24 protein-coding genes are annotated in these 24113 nt (G+C 41.8%); 10 read left to right on the top strand and 14 right to left on the bottom strand.

What is annotated here, in order from left to right:
* Nucleotides 1–90, top strand: a 90-nt coding sequence (locus tag PQ511_RS20945; RefSeq protein ID WP_273851146.1) for an IS3 family transposase, incomplete at its 5' end; no start/stop codon positions are given.
* 56 nt (nucleotides 91–146) lie between these two features.
* On the opposite strand, the gene PQ511_RS20940 is transcribed toward PQ511_RS20945, so the two are convergent.
* The 3 genes from PQ511_RS20940 to PQ511_RS20930 all read right to left on the bottom strand — a co-directional run bounded on the left by PQ511_RS20940 (nucleotide 147) and on the right by PQ511_RS20930 (nucleotide 3494).
* Nucleotides 147–464 carry a DUF1330 domain-containing protein gene (locus tag PQ511_RS20940; protein ID WP_273853915.1) on the bottom strand — a complete coding sequence of 106 codons (318 nt, stop codon included), beginning with the start codon at nucleotides 462–464 and terminating at the stop codon, nucleotides 147–149.
* Nucleotides 436–2700 (bottom strand): molybdopterin-dependent oxidoreductase, encoded by a 2265-nt coding sequence (locus PQ511_RS20935; RefSeq protein ID WP_273853914.1) that lies wholly within the window; start codon nucleotides 2698–2700, stop codon nucleotides 436–438. Before PQ511_RS20935 ends, PQ511_RS20940 begins: the two co-directional genes overlap by 29 nt.
* Before the next feature lie 98 nt (nucleotides 2701–2798).
* A complete protein-coding gene (locus tag PQ511_RS20930; protein ID WP_273853913.1) occupies nucleotides 2799–3494 on the bottom strand; it encodes a LuxR C-terminal-related transcriptional regulator in 696 nt (231 codons plus the stop codon).
* Between the two features lie 131 nt (nucleotides 3495–3625).
* Between PQ511_RS20930 and PQ511_RS20925 the strand changes: the two genes are divergently transcribed.
* The 3 genes from PQ511_RS20925 to PQ511_RS20915 are packed head-to-tail and all read left to right on the top strand — an operon-like array spanning nucleotide 3626 to nucleotide 7294.
* Nucleotides 3626–4516, top strand: a complete 891-nt coding sequence (locus tag PQ511_RS20925) for a R2-like ligand-binding oxidase (RefSeq protein WP_273853912.1) — start codon at nucleotides 3626–3628, stop codon at nucleotides 4514–4516.
* Nucleotides 4517–4534: 18 nt separating this feature from the next.
* Nucleotides 4535–6061 carry an aldehyde dehydrogenase family protein gene (locus PQ511_RS20920; protein WP_273853911.1) on the top strand — a complete coding sequence of 509 codons (1527 nt, stop codon included), beginning with the start codon at nucleotides 4535–4537 and terminating at the stop codon, nucleotides 6059–6061.
* 18 nt (nucleotides 6062–6079) lie between these two features.
* The gene (locus tag PQ511_RS20915; RefSeq protein WP_273853910.1) at nucleotides 6080–7294 is read left to right on the top strand and encodes an iron-containing alcohol dehydrogenase; all 1215 of its coding nucleotides are present in this window, start codon (nucleotides 6080–6082) and stop codon (nucleotides 7292–7294) included.
* A 37-nt stretch (nucleotides 7295–7331) separates the two neighbouring features.
* Here the strand turns inward: PQ511_RS20915 and PQ511_RS20910 are convergent, their stop codons facing one another.
* Nucleotides 7332–7949 carry an NAD(P)-dependent oxidoreductase gene (locus PQ511_RS20910; RefSeq protein ID WP_273853909.1) on the bottom strand — a complete coding sequence of 206 codons (618 nt, stop codon included), beginning with the start codon at nucleotides 7947–7949 and terminating at the stop codon, nucleotides 7332–7334.
* Between the two features lie 60 nt (nucleotides 7950–8009).
* Nucleotides 8010–9206 (bottom strand): class I SAM-dependent rRNA methyltransferase, encoded by a 1197-nt coding sequence (locus tag PQ511_RS20905; RefSeq protein ID WP_273853908.1) that lies wholly within the window; start codon nucleotides 9204–9206, stop codon nucleotides 8010–8012.
* Between the two features lie 138 nt (nucleotides 9207–9344).
* Here PQ511_RS20905 and PQ511_RS20900 point away from each other — a divergent pair, with 138 nt between their 5' ends.
* A complete protein-coding gene (locus tag PQ511_RS20900) occupies nucleotides 9345–9473 on the top strand; it encodes a hypothetical protein (protein WP_273853907.1) in 129 nt (42 codons plus the stop codon).
* 77 nt (nucleotides 9474–9550) lie between these two features.
* Nucleotides 9551–10894 carry an MFS transporter gene (locus tag PQ511_RS20895; RefSeq protein ID WP_273853906.1) on the top strand — a complete coding sequence of 448 codons (1344 nt, stop codon included), beginning with the start codon at nucleotides 9551–9553 and terminating at the stop codon, nucleotides 10892–10894.
* 78 nt (nucleotides 10895–10972) lie between these two features.
* Here the strand turns inward: PQ511_RS20895 and PQ511_RS20890 are convergent, their stop codons facing one another.
* The 3 genes from PQ511_RS20890 to PQ511_RS20880 form a co-directional block, all read right to left on the bottom strand.
* A complete protein-coding gene (locus tag PQ511_RS20890) occupies nucleotides 10973–12598 on the bottom strand; it encodes a hypothetical protein (protein WP_273853905.1) in 1626 nt (541 codons plus the stop codon).
* Entirely contained in the window at nucleotides 12595–13389 is a 795-nt protein-coding gene (locus PQ511_RS20885; RefSeq protein WP_273853904.1) for an ABC transporter ATP-binding protein, read from the bottom strand. The genes PQ511_RS20890 and PQ511_RS20885 overlap by 4 nt, the downstream gene beginning before the upstream one ends.
* Before the next feature lie 95 nt (nucleotides 13390–13484).
* Nucleotides 13485–14987: an RQC-minor-2 family DNA-binding protein gene (locus tag PQ511_RS20880; protein WP_273853903.1), complete on the bottom strand. Its 1503-nt coding sequence runs from the start codon at nucleotides 14985–14987 to the stop codon at nucleotides 13485–13487.
* A 163-nt stretch (nucleotides 14988–15150) separates the two neighbouring features.
* Here PQ511_RS20880 and PQ511_RS20875 point away from each other — a divergent pair, with 163 nt between their 5' ends.
* Nucleotides 15151–16599: a phospholipase D family protein gene (locus tag PQ511_RS20875; RefSeq protein ID WP_273853902.1), complete on the top strand. Its 1449-nt coding sequence runs from the start codon at nucleotides 15151–15153 to the stop codon at nucleotides 16597–16599.
* Nucleotides 16600–16643: 44 nt separating this feature from the next.
* Here the strand turns inward: PQ511_RS20875 and PQ511_RS23830 are convergent, their stop codons facing one another.
* Nucleotides 16644–16733 carry a hypothetical protein gene (locus PQ511_RS23830; protein WP_489753155.1) on the bottom strand — a complete coding sequence of 30 codons (90 nt, stop codon included), beginning with the start codon at nucleotides 16731–16733 and terminating at the stop codon, nucleotides 16644–16646.
* Between the two features lie 131 nt (nucleotides 16734–16864).
* On the opposite strand from PQ511_RS23830, the gene PQ511_RS20870 reads away from it, so the two are divergent.
* A complete protein-coding gene (locus tag PQ511_RS20870; RefSeq protein ID WP_273853901.1) occupies nucleotides 16865–17233 on the top strand; it encodes a VOC family protein in 369 nt (122 codons plus the stop codon).
* 37 nt (nucleotides 17234–17270) lie between these two features.
* On the opposite strand, the gene PQ511_RS20865 is transcribed toward PQ511_RS20870, so the two are convergent.
* The gene (locus PQ511_RS20865) at nucleotides 17271–17501 is read right to left on the bottom strand and encodes an excisionase family DNA-binding protein (RefSeq protein ID WP_273853900.1); all 231 of its coding nucleotides are present in this window, start codon (nucleotides 17499–17501) and stop codon (nucleotides 17271–17273) included.
* 127 nt (nucleotides 17502–17628) lie between these two features.
* Between PQ511_RS20865 and liaG the strand changes: the two genes are divergently transcribed.
* Nucleotides 17629–18480, top strand: a complete 852-nt coding sequence (gene liaG, locus PQ511_RS20860; RefSeq protein ID WP_273853899.1) for a LiaG family protein — start codon at nucleotides 17629–17631, stop codon at nucleotides 18478–18480.
* A gap of 125 nt (nucleotides 18481–18605) precedes the next feature.
* Here the strand turns inward: liaG and PQ511_RS20855 are convergent, their stop codons facing one another.
* The 4 genes from PQ511_RS20855 to nagA are packed head-to-tail and all read right to left on the bottom strand — an operon-like array spanning nucleotide 18606 to nucleotide 22037.
* Entirely contained in the window at nucleotides 18606–19352 is a 747-nt protein-coding gene (locus PQ511_RS20855; RefSeq protein ID WP_273853898.1) for an SIS domain-containing protein, read from the bottom strand.
* Between the two features lie 13 nt (nucleotides 19353–19365).
* Nucleotides 19366–20088 carry a GntR family transcriptional regulator gene (locus tag PQ511_RS20850; RefSeq protein ID WP_273853897.1) on the bottom strand — a complete coding sequence of 241 codons (723 nt, stop codon included), beginning with the start codon at nucleotides 20086–20088 and terminating at the stop codon, nucleotides 19366–19368.
* Nucleotides 20089–20103: 15 nt separating this feature from the next.
* A complete protein-coding gene (gene nagB, locus PQ511_RS20845) occupies nucleotides 20104–20838 on the bottom strand; it encodes a glucosamine-6-phosphate deaminase (protein WP_273853896.1) in 735 nt (244 codons plus the stop codon).
* The gene (gene nagA, locus PQ511_RS20840; RefSeq protein WP_420541744.1) at nucleotides 20835–22037 is read right to left on the bottom strand and encodes an N-acetylglucosamine-6-phosphate deacetylase; all 1203 of its coding nucleotides are present in this window, start codon (nucleotides 22035–22037) and stop codon (nucleotides 20835–20837) included. Before nagA ends, nagB begins: the two co-directional genes overlap by 4 nt.
* Before the next feature lie 176 nt (nucleotides 22038–22213).
* Here nagA and nagE point away from each other — a divergent pair, with 176 nt between their 5' ends.
* Nucleotides 22214–24076, top strand: a complete 1863-nt coding sequence (gene nagE, locus PQ511_RS20835; RefSeq protein WP_273853894.1) for an N-acetylglucosamine-specific PTS transporter subunit IIBC — start codon at nucleotides 22214–22216, stop codon at nucleotides 24074–24076.
* Nucleotides 24077–24113: the final 37 nt, after the last annotated feature.

Here is a 24113-nt window from a genome sequence, read left to right as displayed (position 1 = left end):
ATGATGTATTACAATCTCTATAGATGTCAGTGGAACTTAAAAAAGATGACCCCTGTTCAATACAGGAATCATCTTCTTAATATTGCCTAGTCTTTTTTAAACTGTCCTTTACACAGGGTACATATTATTGTTTGCGAGGGCTTTTATTATTTCAATACAGGACGCAGATCTTCTAGCTTTTCAAACAAATGCCAAACAAAATCATCAACCCCAAGCTCGCGATGTGGGTGTAAATCTTCTAGGTTAGGGTCATTGACGTAGTTATAAATTCCCTCTTTCGATTCCCACTCAACGAGCATCATCACTTGCCTGGGCGCAATGTTTCCTTCTGGAGATGAGTGAAGCTTCCCATAGGCCACAACCTTACCACCATATTGGTGCAGTGGTTCTTCTGCTCGCCTTGCATATTCAGCATATTCTTCACCATCTTTTACGTTAAATAGATTCAGTGCGTACAGCGCCATGTTCCTCACTCCCACTCTTTGTTTTGCTAACTGTAATTGGAATGCCATTTAATACGGCAGTCCCCGAAACAGCATCTAGCTTTTTCTCATCACTTAATACATTTGTATTGACGCCTTTATTTTCTTTTGCCACGCCCATTTTCATACCGTTAAGCTCATGTCCGTAGCCATGAGGAATGCTACCTACTCCTGGCATAATGTCGTTTGTTAACTCCACGATTACCTCAAGACGACCTACCTCTGATTGCACCTCAGCCAGTTCGCCATCTTGAATGTTAAGCTTCTCTCCATCTGTTGGATGAAGCCATAATGTACACCGATCTTTTCCTTTCATTAGCACAGGTAAGTTATGCATCCACGAATTATTCGATCGTAGATTTCTTCGACCGATTAGGAGCATACCGCCGGATCCGCTCGCCTCCTCCTTAAGTCTTGTTACGTCTTCTACAATAAATTTAGGTGCAAGCTCGATCTTCCCTGTATGCGTAAGGAGGACTTCTGGAATTCTTGGTTTTAACGCTCCCAAATCCATGCCATGTGGGTTCTCTTTAAGCTTTTTCAAGCTCAATCCCTCTTGCTGTTTGAAATGATCTCCGTAAGGTCCTGAACGGAGCATATAATCAAGCATTCGCTCTGGACCTGTTTGTCCTTCTAACGCTTTTGCTATCTCCTTGGGATTGCGCCCATAAATGGGTGACCGACCATTTTTAATGTCTTTTTTGATAAGATAGTGAATTGTCGCATTATCTAATTTGGTCACGCCATCTTGATCTGGCTCTTCCTCTCCGACTAACTCCGCAAGATTAAGAAGAATTTCCCACTCATCTAGCTGACCTTCTTTCTTTTCAAAAACAGGGGGCGAATAGTGAGATATATTTCGAACCGAAAGCTGGTAAAAGGAAAGGTCATAGTGTGAGCGTTCAAGCGGTGTTGGTGCAGGTAAGATCACATTGGCCTTCCTAGTTGTTTCATTTAAGTAACAGTCTACACTTACCATAAAATCAAGATCTTCTAGCGCACTTTGCAACCGCTTACTATTTGGGGTAGATAAAATAGGATTCCCTGCAACTGTGACAAACGCTTTGATTTGTCCTTCTCCAGGTGTATCCATTTCTTCCGACAGGCAACTCACCGGAAGCTCCCCTAATACTTCTGGCCTTCCACTAACTCTGCTTCTAAAACGATCAAATCGATAGCCTTTCTTAGACGTTTTCCCTCCGGTTGCAGGTGTAGTGAACATTACCCCGCCTTCACGATCTAAATTGCCTGTTACACAATTGATCACGTCAATTAACCAACTGTTAACTGTTCCAAACGCCTGTGTACACGTCCCCATTCGTCCATAAACAGCAGCACAAGTGGCAGAAGAAAGATCTCTTGCAATGCTCCGAATCGTTTCCGAATCAAGACCGCACACGGTCGCCATTTTTTCGGGAGGAAAATCTTTTGCCAATTCCTTTACTTCTGATAGGCCATTTACATGTTCAGCAAGATGTGACGCCTTCGTTAAACCCTCATCAAACAAAGTGTGTAGGATGCTAAATAAAAAGTACCCATCTGTACCTGGTTTAATAAAGTGATGCTCGTTCGCCAATTTAGCGGTTGCAGTACGAACTGGATCAACAACTACTAGCCGTCCTCCACGCTCCTGCAATGATTTAAGCCTCCCTCGCATATTGGGGGCCGTCATTAAGCTTCCATTTGACACGAGTGGATTGGCACCAATCACGAGAAAATAGTGTGTCCGATCAATATCAGGTATTGGAATGCTGAAGTCACTCCCGTACATGAACTCTGCTGCTAGCTGTTTTGGAATCTGATCAACACTACTTGCGGAGTATTGATTCCGGCTTCCAAGTGCGCGTAAAAAAATCGGCAAGTAAAGCATACCTGATAAATTATGCACATTTGGGTTTCCAAGATAGACGCCAACTGCGTCCCGCCCGTGTTTTTCAATCACTCCTCGAAGCCCTTTTCTCACTTCCTTAAAAGCTTCTTCGTAGCTCACCGTAAACCATTCTGAACCTTTCCTTACCATTGGTTCTCTGATTCTGTCTGGGTCGTGATGAAGTTCCTTTAAACTAAATCCTTTTGGACACAAATACCCTTTACTAAAAGGATCCTGCTTATCTCCCTCAATATGCGTCACTTCTCCATTAACAGTGTGGATTTCTAAACCACACGTCGCTTCACAAAGCGGACAGGTACGGTAGTGAACGTTCTTAACCGAATCCATTATAAAATCCTCCTCCACTTAAAATACCAACTGGTCAGTATTTTAATTTTACTGAAAATTCCATCATTATTCAAGAAAAGAAAAGTTGAGCAGATGAGCTATTGAATCCACTTTTCCCTCAACGCGTTTGCAACAGCTTCTGCACGATGATTAGCTTTTACCTTTCGAATGGCTGAGCTCATATAATCTCGCGCTGTAAAATCACTTATCTGTAACATACCAGCCATTTCTTTTGTGCTATAGCCGTCAGCTGCATACTGAAGGACTTCTGTTTCGCGTTTACTTAAGGGACTTCGTGTAGTAGGAGTGGAAGGTAGTAAATAAGCGAGTGCTTGTTGAAAATAAATCATCACCTCGTCAATAAGACCTTGATGAATCGTTACCCCTTCTTCTATTTCATCGAGAAGCACGCATCCAATTGCGATGCGTTCAATACTTAGCGGGATAATTAAAACAGAAGTTAAATCATAGGCTTCGATGTATTCCTCGGGGAAAAGTTGATGATGCTGATCCATCATCAAGAAGGCTGGTTTATTGGTAAGTAAGGCACGTTGAATGGGTGGAATGCGCCTCACGTCTTCACGAATGGCGTTCATTGAAAAGACACCGTGACGATCTACACGAAGAATCCCTTCTCCCATACTTGTAAAATAGGAAAATGTGAACATACTTGCACGCATGAATGGAAAATGAGCAAGGCACTGCTGAATCATAACTTCACAACGGTGGATTGGATCATTTATCGAGATGATCCGGTGAAAAGAGCGCATCCACACTTCCTCATGCATCGACATAATTCCCCCCTATCTTTTCAGGAATTTAACCTTAGGACAACATTCGTTAAACTATTTATGTAAGCGCTTTCTATGATTGCTCTTTTATTATAGAAGGTGCTCATTGAATTGGCAAGGAAGGGCGGTATGAGATGCGAAAAGAAATGATTACAACGAGTGCTCGTGGGCTTAATAAAGATTTGCTACCTTTTCGTCTTTATCAAAAAGCGAAGAAATTAGGGAGTTGGAACCCAGTTGAGATTGATTTCACTCAAGATGTGAAAGACTGGCAATTTCTTACCGGCGAGCAGCAGGAAGAAATACTAAGACTTGTCTCTCAGTTTCAAGCCGGGGAAGAAGCTGTAACGCTTGATCTTCTTCCTTTAATCATGGTGATTGCCAAAGAAGGAAGATTGGAAGAAGAGATGTACTTAACCACATTTTTGTACGAAGAGGCCAAACATACAGAGTTTTTTCGCATTTTTCTAAACGAAATTGGTCAAACAGGCGACCTCTCACGTTTTCACTCGGAAACCTATCATCACATTTTTTACTCCATCTTGCCTGAGGCCTTGGAGAAACTTCAGCATGATCACTCACCTGAAGCACTAGCGGAAGCCTCTACAGTGTACAACATGTTCGTCGAAGGGGTTTTAGCCGAAACAGGTTACTTCTCTTTCTATGAATCTCTTGAAAAAGCAAATGTGATGCCAGGACTAATGAAAGGAATCGGGTTACTTAAGAGGGATGAATCGCGTCATATCGGTTACGGAACATTTTTGTTACAGCGCCTCATCGCTGAGTATCCGCAACTGTTTGACCTTGTTCAGAACAAGATGAATCAACTCGCTCCACTTGCAGCACAGTTAACACAGGAAGGAATCGGAGGAAGAACGCATAGCGCCTTCGGAAATACGCTTGATGCGACAATGGCTTTTTCGATGAAGCAACTCTCCATTCGAATGGAAATTCTGGCGAGAGCAAAAGGAAAAAGCATAAACGAGATTTATCGCACCACGGAATCAGATGTCGGAGTTCTTTAATGTAAAGGAGGAAAAAAGATGTCCGTTAACGTTGAAATCAAATCATTTCCCCTCTTTATCAATGGAGAATGGTCTCCATCCAAAGGAGGGCAGCTATTTGACGTAATGAATCCTGCGACAGGCGATGTGATTGCAAAAGTAACTGGTGGTACAGCAGAAGATGTGGACGTAGCAGTTAAAGCTGCTTCTGAAGCTTTTGAAAAGGACGATTGGCGCGATATGCCTCCTAAAAAGCGATCGAAAATGCTGTATGCTATCGCTCAGAAAATCATGGAGAACGCTGAAGAGCTTGTGTCTTTAGAAGCGCTCTCTTCAGGGGGGACAGTCAGACGCCTTGGCTCAAATGATATCATTCAAATGGTCGATCTCTTCCAAACGCTCGGCAAGTTCGTACTTGATTACACCTATTCAGAAACGCTCCCTTCTCCCCCATTTCCAGGCCCTGCACATAACTTTATTTGGCGTGAACCAATCGGCGTATGTGCAGCCATTACGCCATGGAACATGCCAATGCTAATTGCTACATGGAAAATTGCTCCCGCACTCGCTATGGGAAATACGATTGTGATTAAGCCTGCAAGCTACACACCGCTGACAACGCTTCGCCTTGCAGAAATTATTTCTGAAGTTGTGCCTAAGGGCGTCATCAATGTGGTGACAGGTAGCGGAAAAGATGTAGGTGAACCTCTTGCGACACACCCTCAAGTTGATAAAATTGCCTTCACCGGGTCCACAGAAGTCGGGCGTCATATTATGGGCCTTGCTTCTGGCACAGTAAAAAACACAACGCTCGAGCTCGGCGGAAAATCACCTTCTATCATTCTTGAAGACGCTGATCTATCACTTGCTCTGCCGGGTAGTCTGTTCGGCGTATTTCTTCATTCAGGACAGCTATGTGAAAGCGGTACGAGATTATTTGTTCCAGATCCATTATATGATCAAGTAATCGATGGTCTAAAAGAGCTATCTGAAAAGCTTGTGCTTGGGAACCCGATTGACCATGCAACAGATATGGGACCAGTCGTTTCCGCCACACAAAAAGAATCCATTCTATCGTATATCGAGAAAGGAAAACAGGAAGGTGCCCGTCTCATTTGCGGTGGTCATGAAGTAAACGTGAAAGGATGCGAGAAAGGCCATTTTATCGCTCCAACGATTTTTGCTGATGTGACAAACGACATGACCATTGCGCGGGAAGAAATTTTCGGCCCTGTCCTATCCGTCATTCGCTATAGCGATATTGATGATGCGATCCGGATGGCAAATGATACGATCTATGGTCTTGCTGCTGGTGTTTGGACGCGTGATGTCAACAAAGCCTATCAAGTCGTTCGAAAACTGCGTGCGGGTGTTGTTTGGATTAATGACTGGCATATGCTTCGAAATGATGCGCCATTTGGAGGATACAAACAAAGTGGGATTGGTCGAGAGATGGGCAAGCATTGCCTTGATGCGTATACTCAGGTAAAGCATGTTCATACGTCCATGGTTCCAGAAGTTGAGCAGCGATCCTGGTACAGTCTACTTTTTTCAAATCAATCTTAACAAAGGAGGTCGAAACGTATGTCTTTAACCTATTCACAGGTTATGCTTCGAACCGCCATTCATAGTGGCGCTGGTACTCGCGCACTCGTCCCCGATCTTTTTAAAGGGCTGGAAGCAAAGCGCGTGGTTCTCTTTAGTGATCGTGGTCTTGAGAAGGCAGGGATTGTTGAGAAAATTAAAGAAATCTTTGAGCTAACACCGCACGGGACAGGCCCTGAACTTGCAGGCGTTTACCTTGATATCCATCAGGACGCAGGCAGTAACGACGTGAACGCAGCACTTAAATTTGTTCGTGAAGTCGGTGCTGATGGACTCCTCGCTGTTGGAGGTGGAAGCGTAATGGACACCGTTAAAGGAGTTAAGTATGCCCTTCATCACGGAATAACGGATATTAAGGAAGCAATCCCTGGCGGCCTTCTTTATTTATCATGGCCAGAAGCAACCTACATGCCCATTCCCCATATCTCCATCCCAACGACCGCAGGAACTGGATCGGAAGTATCGCCTATTGCCGTCATTTACAACGAAGAAATAAAGATGAAGACCAATATCATTCATCCATTCATTAATGCTGATATGGCTATCTTAGACCCGGAATTGACTACCGGATTGCCAGCTACAATCACGGCATTTACTGGATTCGATGCTTTAACTCATGCGATTGAAGCACTGGCATCGCCATCAGCTACGGCCTTAACCGATGCGTATGCCCTTCAGTCAATTCGTCTTATTGAAACGCACCTTCCCACTGCCGTGAAACACGGAGAAAACCTTCATGCGCGCATGGAAATGCTACAGGCAAGCATGATGGGAATTACCGCATTTAGCTTCGCACTCAATGCCATACCTGTTCACAATTTTGCTCATGCTTATGGCGCACTATTCCGTATTCCACACGGTCTCGCCAATGCAGTTTTTCTACCGGTCGTGATGGCTTTTCTTCCAGAGCTTTATCTGCCAAAAATTAAGGAACTTGCTGAAGCCCTTCATTTAGAAACAACAGGCAAGGAAAAATCGACTTTGTTGAACGAAGTTATCTCCAAAATTCAAGATATGCAGCAGGACATTGGACTCCCTGCAAATTTTAAGGATTATTCGATTTCCCCTGAAGCACTCGATGCTACTGTTACAGCTGTTAAAATGGATCCAGCCGCTCTTCATTATCCTCTGCCCCCAGAATTAATCAAAGCGGTTGGAGAACGAGTCATTCACGCTCAAAAAGTTTCTGTATAAGGAAAAGCACCGTGAAGATACTCTTCACGGTGCTTTTCTAGTAAGCAAGCCCAATGGATTCTCGAAGATAAAGGTGATTGCTCACCGTTTGAAGCATGAAGTCAGCTACGTCTTCTCTTGAAATACGGCGCCCCCCTTTGGGTACCCCTTTGCGAGCTTTCCGATATTCCCCAGTACGATTATCGTTCGTCAAGCCCATCGGACGAGCAATTGTCCATTCCATTTCACTTGCTAAAAGAAGGTCAGCTGCTCTGCGGTGATCAGCTAAAACGTTCTGTAACAGTTTTCCTGCAACGAAACCTGTTACACCCGGAATTTCTTTATAGATTCCCGCAGAAGCCATATACACAATGCGATTAACTCCATGAAGACTCATCGCATCTAGAATGTTAGTTGTCATCGTTGAAAGTTCTGTTGTTTTGCCAAGTCCACTTGCGCCAAGGCATGAAACAACTGCGTCCACTTCGGACGACATTGCTTGCTTTACATCCGCAGCCTGCATAGCGTCACCAATTTCAACTGATAAGTTTTTGTGAGATGTTTCAAGCTTTGAAGGCGTTCGAACAAATGCTGTAACGGTATGACCTGCCGCAATCGCTTGTCTGACAAATGCATTTCCAGTACCACCAGTAGCTCCGAAAACGAGTAGCTTCATTGTTTCTCCCCTTCTCATTCGTTGTATCTCTTTTATTCCCTTATTATAGGGCGAGTGAAACTACCTCACTTTTTTGATAAAAACGACTTTCAGGTAATTTCCTTCCGGAAACTCTTTTATCGTTCGAAAATCTTCTGGAAGCGCAAATTCTTCAAGCAGCTGATAGCTTCCATTCATTTCTTTGAAAGCTTGATCAACGAATCCTTTGAATTTCTTCATATCATAGCCGCTATAGTTGGTAGAAGCAACGATAACACCATTGTCTTCTGTAATGGAAATAGCATCTTTTAATAGATCTTTGTAATCTTTTGCAGCGCTAAACGTATGTTTCTTAGAACGTGCGAAGCTAGGCGGATCTAGAATCACCATATCGAACGATAAATCCTTCTTCACAGCGTATTTAAAGTATTTGAAGACATCCATCACAAGGATGTTCTGTTCTTCATAATCAATTCCATTCACACTAAATTGTTCGATTGTTTTATTTAAGCTTCGATTGGCAAGATCAACGCTTGTCGTGTGAACTGCTCCACCTTCGACCGCAAACACGGAGAAAGCGCCCGTATAAGAGAACGTATTTAACACCGTTTTTCCCTTCGCATATTTATCACGAATTAATTTACGAACCGGACGCTGATCAAGAAAAACGCCTACCATTGCACCCTCGTTTAAATACACTGCAAAGTTCACGCCATTTTCTTTTACGATCAGCGGAAATTCGCCACGCTCTCCAGCTACAAAATCATCATCTTCTACATACTGCCCTTTCGCATCAAATCGCTTTTTCTCATAAATTCCTTTAAAATCAACGAGCTGCTTTAATGCACCAATGACAGCTTGCTTAAATGAATAAACCCCTGCACTATACCAGTTAATCAGATAGTATCCATCATAATAATCGATGGTTACTCCTCCTAGACCGTCTCCTTCCCCATTGACAATGCGAAAAGCCGTGGTCGATGGATCGTTAAAAAAGGACACTCTTTGTTGAAGCGCGGTTTGAATTTTCCTAACAAAAAAATCTAGATCAATTGCTTCGTCCTCTTTTTGTGAAAGGACCCAGCCGTAGCCCTTGTTTTGCCTTCCATAATAGCCTTTTGCAATAAATTGCCCTTTCTCATCTTCAAGCCTCAGAATGACCCCTTCTTCTTTTAAGCTTTCTACATTCACAATGGCTTCTTTAAAAATGAGTGGATACCCTTTTAGAAATTTCTTCTGATGCTTTGCTTGCACCTGCACGCTTCGTTCGTTCCTCATCGTGTCATCCTAACTTTTCGTGTTTTTTTATTCTGTTTGCATTATATCACGTATTCTTTCCCATCTATTAACCAGGATTCTTATCGGATAAATGACCCGATCAGTTCAGACAATAAGAAGGAAAGGTGGTGAGCCATCATGAAAACCAAATCAGGAACGGATATTGAAACGGTAAGACGTCTTAACGCAAACTCTGGTCTTACCTACAATCAAGCCAAGGAACTTTTGGCAAAAAGAATGATAAAGAAACAGAATGAGCAAAACTGAAACCTTGAAATGAGACGCACTGTGTCTTTATCGTTTACAATAAGCTGGTGCTTTACTAACGCATCAGGAGGGTTTTAATGAACGAAAAAACAACTTCAAGCTATTTCAGGACCATTCTTCTTTTAAGTGTGGCCGTCTGGCTTGTTGTCATGAATACAACTATGTTTAATGTTGCGCTACCTAACGTATTAATTGAATTTAACCTATCCCCAGCAGATGGCGCCTGGATCGTTTCAGGTTACTCGATTATTCTGGCGATTTTTACGATTACGTACACGCGCCTATCGGATTACCTGCCAATCAGACGTCTCTTAATTGCAGGGATTGTCATATTTGGAGTAGGATCGATCCTTGGGTTCTTTGCGACAACATTTCCCTTACTACTTGCTGCACGTCTGTTACAAGCAACAGGGGCAGCGGCAATTCCAGGGCTATCCATGGTATTCGCAGGACGATTCATTCCCTTTGCAAGGCGAGGAAGAGCCATGGCGATGATTGCTTCTGCCTCATCACTGGGTTTCGGTCTTGGTCCGGTTGTAGGCGGTGTAGTGACAGAGTATCTTAACTGGAACTATCTTTTCACCGTCACATTATTTGTTGTTTTGCTTATTCCGATTCTCTTTCGCCGTCTACCCGAAGAAGAGGTTCGAAAGGGCAGCTTTGATCTAACTGGAGGGTTATTAACTGGAGCTGCGGTTACAAGCTTTCTGCTCTATATCTCAACATTTAATTGGTTCTTCCTACCGATCGGGGTTATTGTGGCCGGACTGCTGTGGCTTCGGATTACAAGAACCGACGCTCCATTTATTCAGCCTTCTCTTTTTAAGAATAAAGGTTACCGAAAGCTTCTGTATATGAGCTACCTTGGATTTACAACGCATTTTGCTATCTTATTACTAATGCCGCTCATGCTTCAGAACGTTTATGAGAAAGGTCCTTCTGTTGTTGGGTATATTATTTTCCCTGGCGCCATGCTCTCGGCTGTCGCCGCTATTTATGTTGGCAGACTGCTCGATCGCTACGGAAATATGAAGGTCATTTACCTTGCTCACGGCCTGCTTCTGCTATCAACCGTGCTGTTCTATTTCCTTTCTCCCCTTAATGAGTACATGATTATGATTGGCTATATGTTCACAAGCTTTGGCTTCTCAAGTCTTTCATCAAGTACGACAAATGAAGTTTCACGTATTCTTCCTTCTGAAGAAATTGCAACTGGAATTGGGATGAAACAACTCACTCAATTCGTCGGCAGTGCCTCAGGTTCAGTAGCCGGAGGAATATTACTCGAGGTAAACGGTTTAACCTACAACACCCAATCCTTTCAGCTAACGTATGCCTTTTTGTTCGTCTTAATGGCTTTATCTGCAGTTATTATGGTGATCTATGCAAGAAACGTGAAGGATAACCAAAGTACCCAATAGAGTGATCCTAACCATATGAAAACCCGCCCTATTCATCATGAGGGCGGGTTTTCATTCGACAAAAAGCGCGGGTGCCTGTCACCGTTGAAGCCCCTTTTGCCATGTAAGTGGAACAATTAGTAATAGAATGAAGAGATAGGCCCATGTGCCGAATGGAAGATAAGTGAGTGCAAAATGAATCCCTCCAAATACAGGGATTAATAATGCAAACGGAATTGTTTTCCACCCATCACTTTGTCCAGCAGATTCAAAAGGCTGTGAGAAAGGAAGCGTACCTTTCAGAATTCGAAAGCAAATCACACTATAAATGATAGCGATCAAGAGAACGATCAACAGGTCAGGAATGATCCGGATGCCAAATAAAAGACCATAAAGAATACTAATGACAATAAAGACCGGGGCAAAGAGACGAGTCAGAAAGGCTTTTAATGTACCTTTGATAATGACTCCATAATGTTTAATTGGCGTCACGTGATAAATCCATGATCCTTTACTTTTGCTAGAGTATTGAAGCATAATCACGATGCCTGGAATCATCATCATGCTTGCATAAATCGTTAAATACATCCGCCCTGATGTAATGCTTTCAAAGGATTGCCCTGCCGAATACCCATTGTAGAGAAAAACGAATGGAAAGATGATGGCAAATCCTAAGGACGGATAAATTTTAAGCTTCAAGTCTCGCTCATTCTTTAACATTCTCTCCGCAAATTGATAGAAAGCGTGCTCTTCCTTACTTGTTGTTAAAAGCGTGGCAAGACGACTTATCCCTTTTTTAGTTTTCTTTTTCGAAGGTCCTGACTGATCCATCAACTTTAATAAATTCTTTTCAAAGGTTGGTAATAGCGATAGATAAATCCATAAAGCGAGAATAGGGATCAGTAGAGCTAACGCAATAAAAAGATAGTCATACACACCACTAGCGCCATTTAGAATAACAGCAAACGGGGCACCAAACCAAACCGGTGGCAGGAAGATATTCCACCAGGCAGGCTCAAAGCTTGCTTCTATTCCTTGAAATTCAAAGGCACGGGCAAGTACTTGATAACCTACGACAATTGTAAAGGAAAGCCCTATTTGCACGTAGTTAATAATATCCCGCAAGCGTTCCCCACCAAAGAATTTCAAGATCACATAATAAAGTAGGGCTGTGATGGCTACAATGAACAAATCGCTAAACAAGACTGTGACAACAAATAGGAGGCCAAATATAACCCCAAACTGAACCACCCCAACAATTAAAGGCACAACGACAATGGCTGCAGTTAGGAACAGCAAATAGATCGTAACGTGAATCGCTCTTGCTGCACTGATCGTTCGAGAATCAACTGGCCTTGTTCCTATAACGGTCTGATCACGCACATCCAATAGCACGGATGAGAAATCTGAGATCATCGCGGTCATGATTAAAAACATTAACACGCCAAAAATCAGGCTCATTTTGAACATGAAATTATCGCCTATAAACAAAATAGGAATTAAGGTTAACCCAATGAACGCATAGAACCAGAGTGATTTAAGAAACTGATTAGCATCTTTCTTTTTCTCCCCGCCCATATTCTGACTCATAATAGTCGTTGGCCGCCTACCATCCATCGTAAGCTTAACCTGTATCATTCGCCTCATTGTGGGATAATCAATCTCAAAACCTTCAAACAACTTACGAAACAGATCAAGAATTTTTAACGTCTGATAATTTTTCATAGCTGCTCACGCTGCACAATTTGTACAAAATCCTCCGCAAGATGTTGATGCTCATTAAACCCTGTTAGTTGATTAAAAATTTCCTCCAAAGAACCTTCTTTGTTTTTTTCACGTAGCTGTTCAAAACTCCCATCCGCGACGATTTTCCCATCATTTAAAAGAAGAATGCGACTGCTTATCTTCTGAACAACCTCCATAATATGCGAGGAGTAAAAAATCGTTTTCCCTTGAGCTGCAAGCTGTGCAAGGATTTCTTTAAATACCATTACACTGTTCGCATCAAGGCCGTTAATCGGTTCATCTAGAAATAGAATATCAGGATTATGAAGCAAGCTCGAAATCAATAATACCTTTTGTTTCATTCCTTTTGAGTAAGAGGAAATGCGAGCGTCATATACTTCTTCAAGCTCAAAAACGCTCATAAGTAAACGCGCTTTATAATCTGCCGCGTCCGCCGTTAACCCGTAAAGCTCTCCTGTAAAGGTTAAATATTCTCTTGCCGTTAAACTATCATAAAGATCGGCTGCTTCCGGTACATAACCAATTCTTTTCTTGTATGCTACACCGCTTTTCTTAATGTTCTGATCGAATATTTCTACCTCACCTGAATAAGACGTTTCTAACCCAAGCATGATCTTAACAGTGGTGCTTTTCCCTGCTCCGTTTGGTCCTATGTATCCAATAATTTGCCCTTCATAGACGTCAAGATCGATATGATCGAGGACGAGCTTCTCCCCATACCATTTTGTTAACCCTTTTAGAGAAAGTACCTTGCTTGGTCCGTGGTTCATAAAATCCCCTCCGTCTGTATACTTCTACTTGTTTTTACGAAACTTACAGAAAAAGGTTTCATTGACATCATTTCTACAAAGAAAAAGACGATGCTCTACGCATCGCCGTTTTCTAAAAGTACATTCGCCTTTTCCGTCAGTGTATAACCTTTTGAAAGCTTACTCAGCAAGCCATCCTTCTCGATCGATTTGATCGCTTTCACTACATGCTTTTCTTCCCAATCATTTAACAAACCAAAGGGCTCTTCTTGATGTAATCCTTGAGTTCTAATGGCGTTTGTTGCTTTTCCTGTAAATACTTTTATCAGTACGTGGAGAGGTTCATTTTCATGTCTCGAAATGAACTCAAGTAACTCCTCCACTTCTTTGTAGGTTAGGCTATTTCCCTTGATTGCAACAAATTCGTCCTCGTCGTTAGGACGACGATTACTTAACGATCTAAGATGCTCTAAAAATTCTCTTACATTTGTAAGCGAATCTTCGTTTACACTGGGTAAAATGGCTCGTGGCTTGAACGGTTCAATTGTATCGGTTGAAACCTTCGATAACCATAGTAGCGGAGAACCTTCTCTCACTTGAGGAAGACTTATCAATCTTAACCTTTCATACAAAGTCACTGTTGGTGGCGCTTCTTCTGCTTCCATTCGGCTTTTGATACCAAGCACCTCATCATATAGTCCTTCATACGGTTTAAAGGACAACTGCGCATGCGCTATTTCTTCTATTTTCTCTACTATACGCGGGGTTTTCTCTACCATTTCGTTAAATTGGCGTTCAATGGTGGCAATACGTTTCTTGGCTCGCTCCATATCCATTACTTCTTTCAGTCGCACATGGTCTTTGGTGATATCATAGTAAACGACAAATCCACACGTTTCACAAAAATATTCAATTTCCCAGGTTGATGAGTGAAAAATCATTTCTTTTTCATGGGAGCAGCCACTTCCCCATAACCACGCATCGGGAATAGCTCGATACGGTCTCATCACAATCTCTACACGGTGGCGCCAAAAAGAAAGATCTTCAGGAGAATTCAACAGCGAAATCAATGGAGAATGATTCATCTTCTCCACCGCTTGAACGACTTCTTTCTTTTCTTTTGCTAATTGAACAAACGGGTGGCGTTGAAAACCTTCAAAAATTCGTTCTTCCCACTCGTGTCGCTCCCTTAAAGCTAAATTTGCACAAAAAAGATAATCGCGAATTACTCGATCAAGATGATGATCAAGCTCCTCTGTTGAAAGCGTTAAATACGATTGGCTATAGGTTGAAGATCCGTAAATTGGAATACCATGCATTGGTGAAAAAGCTTGCCAGATTAATTGATCTGGTTTTAGAAAGTATGGGTATAATTCATCTTCTTTATTTAAGGGGATTGGCAATACAGCCTCTGTATCATCAAGAAATGCTTGTAATTTCATAAGCTCTTCCTTCGTCAAAGTGGCGACTTTTCGTTTCACATGTTCATGAAGGCGATGTAGTAACCCTTTTTGTACTTTTTGTCCGACGGATCGAATTCGTTTGTTTTTCTTTCCCATTGGTACAAAGGCAAACAGCGGATAGGTGTCAAAATGATACGTATGTTGTTCCATTGTCATCAAGAAAAACCTTCTTTCTGTCATCCAGAGATTATCCATCAGTATAAGCCTAAGGACATCATCCGAACAACAATTTAACTCAGGAGAAACACTTTACTAGATGGGATAGTTTTGTACAACATAGGGTATATAAACAGAAAATCGAATTTAGGGAGCAAGACTTATGAAAAAGCGGCCATGGTATCGAAAAAAACGTTGGATTTTATTCAGTATCTTCATTCTCATTTACGTATCTGTTATAACTTATAACCGTTTTAAACCTTTACCAGAAGGTGTTTCATATGCTGGTGATGTTCATGAATTAAGCGGGGATGAAATCGAATTTCTCTATGATTTAACGTACGATAAGGAGAATAAAGAGGTCTATGACCAGAGCATTTTTGAAGAAGTGAATCAAACGATTAAAGAAGCGGATGAATTTCTCATATTAGATCTTTTTTTATTTAATGGCTATACAGATGGTAAGCGAGACTATCCAAAAATCAGTGAAAAACTGTCAAAAGCAGTAGTTGAAACGATGAAAAAGAAACCTGACCTAAATGTGATCCTAATAAGCGATGAAGTAAATACCACATATGGTTCCCATGAAGCAAAACAAATTAAGAAAATTGAAGACATGGGGGCGGAAGTCATTTTGACAGATTTGGATCGACTTCGTGATCCTAGCTTGTTTTATTCAGGATTATGGAGAATGGCCTTTTCCTGGTTCGGACAGGACGGAAAAGGATGGCTTCCAAATCCAATGGCTCCTACTGCACCAAAAGTGACGGCTCGCTCTTACCTTGAACTGTTAAATGTAAAGGCGAATCATCGAAAAACCGTTACAACAGAAGATGCTACAGTCATCATGTCTGCCAATCCTCACGATGCGAGTGGATTTCACTCCAATATTGCGTTCAAGGTGAAAGGCTCTATTATTAATGATCTTATTAAGTCGGAGAAAGCTGTCGCTCGCTATTCCGGAGGAGATGTATCAAAATTCCCGGATGAACCGATCTCTGATGCAAGTGCTTCCAAAGAAATTAAGGCACAAATTATAACTGAAAGTAAAATACAAGATAGCGTTGTAACTGCGATGGATGACGCCAAAGAAGGTGATCTCATCTACATCGGAATGTTCTACCTTGCCGATCGAGATATTATTGATGCCATCGTTGACGCAACAGAACGAAAAGTCGACGTAAGGTTGATTCTTGACCCGAATCAAAATGCTTTCGGTCAACAAAAAATGGGGTTGCCTAATTTACCTATTACGGCTGAACTTACGAAACAAGGAAACCAGCACCTAACGATCCGCTGGTATGATACAAACAAAGAGCAGTTTCATACCAAACTTCTCTATATCAAAGGGAAAGAAAAAAGCACGATTGTTGGTGGATCAGGCAACTATACCTCTCGTAACATGGATGATTATAATATGGAAACAAACATCCAACTACAAGCTCCAAATGATCAGGAAGTCATCCAAAACGTTGATCGTTATTTTGAACGAATATGGACGAATGAAGATGGGACATACACAGTGGATTACGAGAAATATCAAAACTCCCTTTCCTCTTATAAATATGTCTTGTACATTCTTCAGAAATTATTCCAAGTGACAACGTATTAACTATAATCAAACCCCCTGTGCTTGAGCACAGGGGGTTATCCTTGTTATCTAGTTCTTCGTTTATTACGCATTTTTTTCACAATCGGATAAATAATGGGACCGTATTTGATCGCTTTCTTAATCAGGTTTCTCATTAAAAGAACCCCTCCTCTGTTACTTAAGGCTATTCCCGTTTTCCAATTCCATAAACGAAAAATTAAAGGAATCGCATACTGATTAGTAGAAATAGAAAAGAAGCTTTCTAACTAGGAGGAGTAACCCTTTTATGATCAAACAGGTGAGTCAAATTGCCATTCCCGTCAAAAAAATGGAACGAGCTGTCCAGTTTTACAAAGAAATTCTGGAGCTACAGTTATTATTTGAAACTGATCAAATGGCCTTTTTTGATTGTAACGGACTACGACTTCTTCTTAGCATTCCGGAAAAAGAAAAATTCGCTCATGCTAGCTCGATTGTCTATTTTGAAGTCAAACACATTGAAAAAAGTTTTGAGCGATTAAAAAAAGATGGTGTTCTCTTTAGTACTAAGCCTCATTTGGTCGCAAAACTGGATCATCGCGAAACTTGGATGGCTTTCTTCGAGGATAGTGAGCAGAACACGCATGCCATTATGAGCGAAGTTTCGACGAAGTAAAGAAAGGATGCCAACTGGCATCCTTTCTTTACTGTCACTAATCTTCATCTTTTACATCTGCATCTTCTGGAATCGGCTCATTGGCTTCCTCTTCTAGTCTTTGCTTCAGTTTCTCAAGCTGTTCGAAATGAGTATTAAACTGCTCTTTATACAACAAATACTGCTCACCATCAAAAATCGTTCGAACGCGCTTTTCGCGAATGAGCGTTTCAATATAAGATTCAGGTAGCGATAAATATTCTGCCGTCTCTTTCACTGTGAGGTACATACGCTTGCCTCCATATCATCGTTTACGTCTTTAGTCTTATTTCATGTTACTGCTCTGGTTTCTGTTTTACTTCAATCAGTTAGTATAAGATTACCATATAGAAAGTCAATACGCGGGGGTGTACGAAATGAGAAGTGGATTTTTTGTGATTGTTGGATTATTAGCCGTTGGTGCCGTTTGTTTAATCCTGTATGAGAACACATCTTTATTTACTGGAAGAAGTGACGAGAATCAAATAAAAGTAACGGAGCGCATAGAGGAAATAAACATTATGACGCACAGCAGTGATATGAAAGTCGTTCCCGAGGCACGTCATGATGTCAAAGCGGTGCTAACAGGAAATGGAGAGCTCTCCTTACGACAAAAAGGAGATACGATCGAAGTAGAAGTGAAGAAAAAATGGTATCAATTTCTAAATTTCACCAATGATTCTGATGTTACCGTCTTTTTACCAGAAGATTTTAAACAAAACCTTAAACTTGAAGTTGGATCAGGAAATCTTGCATTAGATGCAGGAAGTCCTTTCGTCCTAAATGATGTTCAAATCCAGATGAGTTCTGGCGATGTTGAACTTTCTAACCTGCAAACGAAAAGCTTTGAACATGATGGTTCTTCCGGAAGACTAACAATTGATCAGCTTACAACAAAGGATGGTCGCTTTGATATTAGCTCTGGGGATGTGATTTTAACGAATTATTCTGGTCCACTTGATGGAGAAATGTCATCAGGTGAAATGAATGTTCAAATGGCACAATTAAAGGGTGACGTCTCGTTTGATCTTAGCTCAGGCGACGTTGAGTTAGATCTCCCAGACAATGCTAATTTCACGCTTGATACAGAAGCAAGCAGTGGTGATATCTCAACAAGCTTTAACCTAAAAGATCAAACTGTTAGTAACAAAAAAATTTCTGGTGTCCATGGGAATGGAAAATATCAGGTGAAAATTTCTCTTTCAAGCGGAAATGCTCGTGTTTATTAGTCTAACGTCCTTCCTCAACGAATTATTGCCGGGGGAATGATTTGATCAGTAACAACAGCCCCCTACAGATAATGAAAAAATGAAGTCAACTTCATGAAAAAAAGCTCTCCATAGTGGGGAGCTTTTTAGCTATGATCACTTTCAAGAAGGGGAATGCGCGACTTATATTTCGCAATCAATGCTTGATTCCACTCGTCTGAACCATCTACATTTCCACTTTTAAATACAGGAGGATGAATTCCACGATCAATAAGCTTCTGAATGGCCGCTACTGTAATGCCGTTCATAATGGCCATTCCAAGAACAGTAGATGTTGAACCAAAAGAAAGTTGGCTCTCTGGATCCTGCATCGCTGCATCTCCTGGCGCCACGTGGTGATTTATTGCAAGATCCACCGTTTCATACAAGTAATTTCCTGTATGATGCCTGGATGCTTGTCCAATTGCAGCATTTCGCGATGTCAATCCAACTACAAAAGCCCCTTTTTCTTTGCTAAGAAGGGCAACGTCAATCGGAACGGGGTTGCGACCAGACGTCGAGACAACGATGACCACGTCACCTTGTTGAATGTCTTGACTACTCATAAAATCTGCAGCTAGACCATTGGTTCTTTCTAGAGCAGAAGAACGTACGCCACCCCTGTGTAGCATGAGGTCTTCGATAAAAATTGGACGAATGGGGACGAGACCTCCTGCCCGATAGAAAACTTCTTCTGCCATCATATGAGAGTGGCCACAGCCAAAGACATGAACGATTTTCCCATTTTCAATCGTCGTCGCAACAGCGCTAGCTGCTCGTTCAATCGATTGTGTTTCTTCCTCTTCAATCAATTGAAGAGCTGTTTTAATTTTATGAAAATATTCATTAAACAAGCGGTCCCCTCCCTTAACGCTTAAGTGTAATCATAAATTTATAGCGATCGGCTCGATATGAAGACTTCACCACTTCAAGCGGTGTGTCATCTGCAAGTCTCGTATTTCGCTGAATAAGTAAGATCGGTGCACCTTTTTGAATGTTGAGGTATTCTGCTTCTTGCTGCGTCGCTACAGACGACTCCAGCACCTGAGTCGCCTCTTCAATCTTGATCGAGAGCTGATTTTCAATGTAATGATACAACGAATGTTGGACCGTTTCTTCGGTCAGCCCTTTCACTAAATTCGCAGATAGATACGTCTTTTCAAGCGCCATTGGAATGCCATCCGCTAATCTAATACGCTTAATTTCGTATACAGGGGCATGCTCCATTATGTTTAGCTGATGCGAAATATACGAAGGAGCAGGAACAATTTCGAACCCCACCAGTTTGCTGCTTGGCTCCATGCCACGTGATTTCATATCTTCAGTAAAGCTTGTTAACCCCATTAGTTGCTGCTCAATTTTTTTCTCAGCTACGAATGTCCCAACGCCTTTTTGGCGATAAAGGTACCCACCGTTCACAAGCTCTGTAATGGCCTGCCTCACTGTCATCCGACTAATACTAAATCGCTCTGCATACTCTCTCTCTGACGGTAATGAATCTCCTGGTTTTAATTCACCACGTTCAATTAACCCTTTTATCCACTCGACTAACTGATAGTAAATCGGTAATGGTGACGTTTTATCAATCATCGGAACAAACTCCTTTCAGCGCAAGGTTACGCCAGACAACGCTTTTTTATCCGCAATAATTGTAACATGTGAATGGTTGTTTAATACCGATGCAGGAAAGGATTCATCAACTTCGCCTTCCACCAATTTTCTCATCGCTTCGTTTTTTGATTCTCCTGATACGAGTAACAAGATTTCTTTGCTCTTCATAATAGTGGCAATCCCCATTGTAATGGCTTGATTTGGGACTTCGCGAATATCACCAAAAAAACGTGCGTTGGCTTCTCTGGTAGACGGTGCCAGCTCAACAATTTGCGTCGTTGATTGAAATGATGTGCCCGGCTCATTGAATCCAATGTGACCATTGCTTCCCATACCTAGAAGCTGAACATCGATCCCCCCTGCTCCCTCAATACGTGCTTCATAGTCTTTACATTCTTCTACGAGATCAACAGCACTTCCATTAGGGAGATGAACATTTTCAGTAGAAATATCTACTTTTTCGAATAAATTGTCATACATAAAAGCATGATAACTATTCGGATTTTCTGGTAAAAAACCTACATATTCATCCAGATTATACGTGGTGACGTTTTTATATGTGGTTCCGTATAATTCATGGTCCTTGATCAGTCGTTTATATGTCCCAAGAGGTGTTCCCCCGGTGGCAAGGCCGAGCACAATTGCCGGATTTGTTTGAATCTTATCAATGAGATAATTCGCGGCTAATTCGCTCAAATGATCATAATCATTTGCTTGGATAATTCTCATTCTCCCAGCCCCCCTTCATTCGAATATGCCATGTGCCCCTTACAAAATGTCATCACTACTTCTCCCTCTTCAGATCGTAAGAATAGGTCTGCATCTTTTCCAACGGCAAGACTACCCTTTCGATCAAAAACCCCAAGCTGTTTGGCAGGATTTTCAGAAGCCATTTTAACGGCGCTTTCAAGGGAACACTTCGTATAAAATTGAATATTCCTAAGCGCGTCTTTCATCTTCAACACACTTCCCGCCAAAGTCCCATTCTTCAAAAGAGCTTTGCCATCTTTCACTTGAACCTCTTGCCCGCCTAAGTCATAACGGCCATTTTTAAGGCATTTTGCACGCATGGCATCCGTGATTAAAATCATCCCTGATGCCGTTTTTTGCTGATAAGCTAATTGAATCATCTCTGGTCGAACATGAAAACCATCGGCAATGACTTCTGTTTTTAATTGATCGAGTAATAATGCAGCTCCTGCCACACCGGGCTCTCGATGATGCAGACCTCGCATGCCATTATAGAGGTGTGTAATATGAGTTGCACCATTGGATACTGCTTCCATCACCTGCTCATAAGTTGCATCAGAATGACCAATTGAAGCAATAATCCCTCTTTTTGCTAAATAATGAACAAGCTCCATACCGCCATCTTTTTCAGGAGCAAGTGTCACAAGCTTAATCTTTTCATTAGCAAGTTTATTCCACGATTCAAACACAAGGTGATTAGGACGCTGCATCGCATGCAGTGGTTGTGCCCCGGCTCGTTCACTGTTTAGAAACGGTCCTTCTAAATGTATGCCAAGCACTTCAGCATGACCGGCCTTTTGCTTTTTCTCTATATACTCCCCAGCGTTCTGTAGAGCACGTTCAATCGCTTTGGCTTCCTGAGTAATGGTAGTCGCAAGAAAGCTTGTTGTGCCTTCGTGAGGAAGTGCTTTCGTCATCGTATCAAGCGCTTCTGTTGTTGCATCCATCGTATCTGCTCCGTTTACCCCGTGTATATGAACATCAATCATACCTGGAAGGAGAGAGACTTTTTCAGGAAACGTATAAACTTTTTCACCATCAATTTCTTTACGTTGCTTTGCCGACCCAATTTCAGTAATGATGCCGTTCTTCACTTTAAGGTACCCGTTCTCTATTGTTTCTCGTTCGCTAAACACTGTTACTTGATCGATAACGAAACTTGTCTCAGTCACAACCAAACACTCCTCATCGTTCTATTAATAGAATGGTATCACTATTTAGTACAGTTGTCTATACCAGTAAAAGGGACGGATCTCTTTAAAATCCCTTTATTGGTATAGACAACTATATTTTGTGCTGTTATGATGAACAGGATAATAAAACGTTTTCAAATAATGAAAGGGGTTGAACGTTTATGCTCGGAGCTTTACAGCGTATCGGTAAGTCGTTAATGCTGCCTATCGCCGTACTACCGGCTGCCGCCTTACTGTTAAGGTTAGGACATCCTGATTTCTTTGACTTACCCTTTGTAGCTGCAGCAGGAAAAGCGATATTTGATAATCTAGCCCTTATTTTTGCTATTGGGGTTGCGATCGGATTTTCAAAAGATAGTAATGGGGCTGCTGGTTTAGCAGGCGCGATCGGCTATCTGGTACTTACACAGGGGACATTAGCGATTGACAAAAATATAAACATGGCGATTTTAGGAGGAATCCTCTCCGGTGTCGTGGCCGGATTACTTTACAATCGCTTCCACGATATCAAACTGCCAACATGGCTTGGATTTTTTGGTGGAAGGCGCTTTGTTCCAATTGTAACAGCTACGGCTATGATCTTGTTAGCCGGTATTTTCGGTTTTGTATGGCCGCCCATTCAAGATGCAATCAACGCTCTCGGCGAATGGATTATCGGGGCAGGCGCACTGGGAGTCGGCGTATTCGGGTTCTTAAATAGACTTCTTATTCCGTTCGGCCTACACCACGTTTTAAATAGTTTTCTATGGTTCGTCTTCGGAGAGTATAACGGTGCAACAGGAGATCTTAATCGATTCTTTGCCGAAGATCCTTCTGCCGGAATTTTCATGGCTGGCTTCTTCCCGATTATGATGTTCGGTCTCCCTGCAGCATGCTTTGCTATGATCGCTGCCGCGAAAAAAGAGAGAAGAGCTGAAGTTAGCGGGATGTTAATTGGGATTGCATTTGCTTCTTTTTTAACAGGAATTACGGAGCCAATTGAATTTGCCTTTATGTTCTTATCTCCTTTATTATATGGAATTCATGCTCTTTTAACAGCTAGTTCCATGGTTCTCGCTTACGTGCTGGACATTCACCATGGCTTTGGCTTCTCTGCTGGCGCCATTGACTTTTTCCTGAATTATGGACTGGCACAAAAAGCGGGATTACTTCTTGTTATCGGTTTAATTTACGGGGTTTTATATTTTGTTATTTTCTACTTCTTAATCAAAAAACTTAATTTGAAAACACCTGGACGAGAAGATGAAGATATGAACGTACAAACGCCTTCTCATTCAGAGGGTGATAAATATGATGTGATGGCTGGTCACTTTATTCGAAGCATAGGCGGGATTGATAACATTTCTTCGATTGATAACTGTACTACGAGACTGCGTTTACAGATGAATGATATGTCCAAAGTGGATGAGGCTGAATTGAAACGCTATGGTGCACGGGGCGTTGTGAAAGTAAATAATCGTAACCTACAGATCATTGTTGGAACAGATGTTGAATTTGTAGCCGATGCGATGCGTGGCACGCGTTCAAATCCTTCTACAGATCGCTTAAAAACATCGATAAATCTTACAAAAACACTCGATGATCAAGCATTTATTATGCCTGTTAAAGGAAAAATCATTCCCCTAAAAGAAGTGCCTGATGAGGTGTTTTCTAAGGGGATGATGGGAGATGGTTTTGCCATCCTTCCAGAAGATGGTCAATTTGTATCCCCGGTTAACGGTGAAGTGATGAGCGTATTTCCGACAAAGCATGCAATCGGTATTAAATCAGATAGCGGCGTTGAAATTTTAATTCATGTTGGCATTGATACGGTTACATTAAAAGGTGAAGGGTTTACGACCCACGTGAAAGAAGGCGAGACAATAAAGAAAGGTGATCACTTGTTAACAGTCGATTTAAGTAGCGTTAGACGTGGGGTTCCATCTCTTGCCACCCCTGTGATCTTCACCAATTTGCAAACATTAAAAGTTAAAAAGTCGGGAAATATCCCTCAAGGAGATAGCGGGATCATTTCCATAGATTAATCACAAAAAAAGGCAGCGGATCTCCGCTGCCTTTCAC

It is taken from the genome of Guptibacillus spartinae (genome assembly GCF_028610625.1).
Classification (GTDB): Bacteria; Bacillota; Bacilli; order Bacillales; family Guptibacillaceae; genus Guptibacillus; species Guptibacillus spartinae.
Note: the sequence above shows the minus strand (reverse complement) of the source record. Positions and strands in the feature narration are given on the sequence as shown.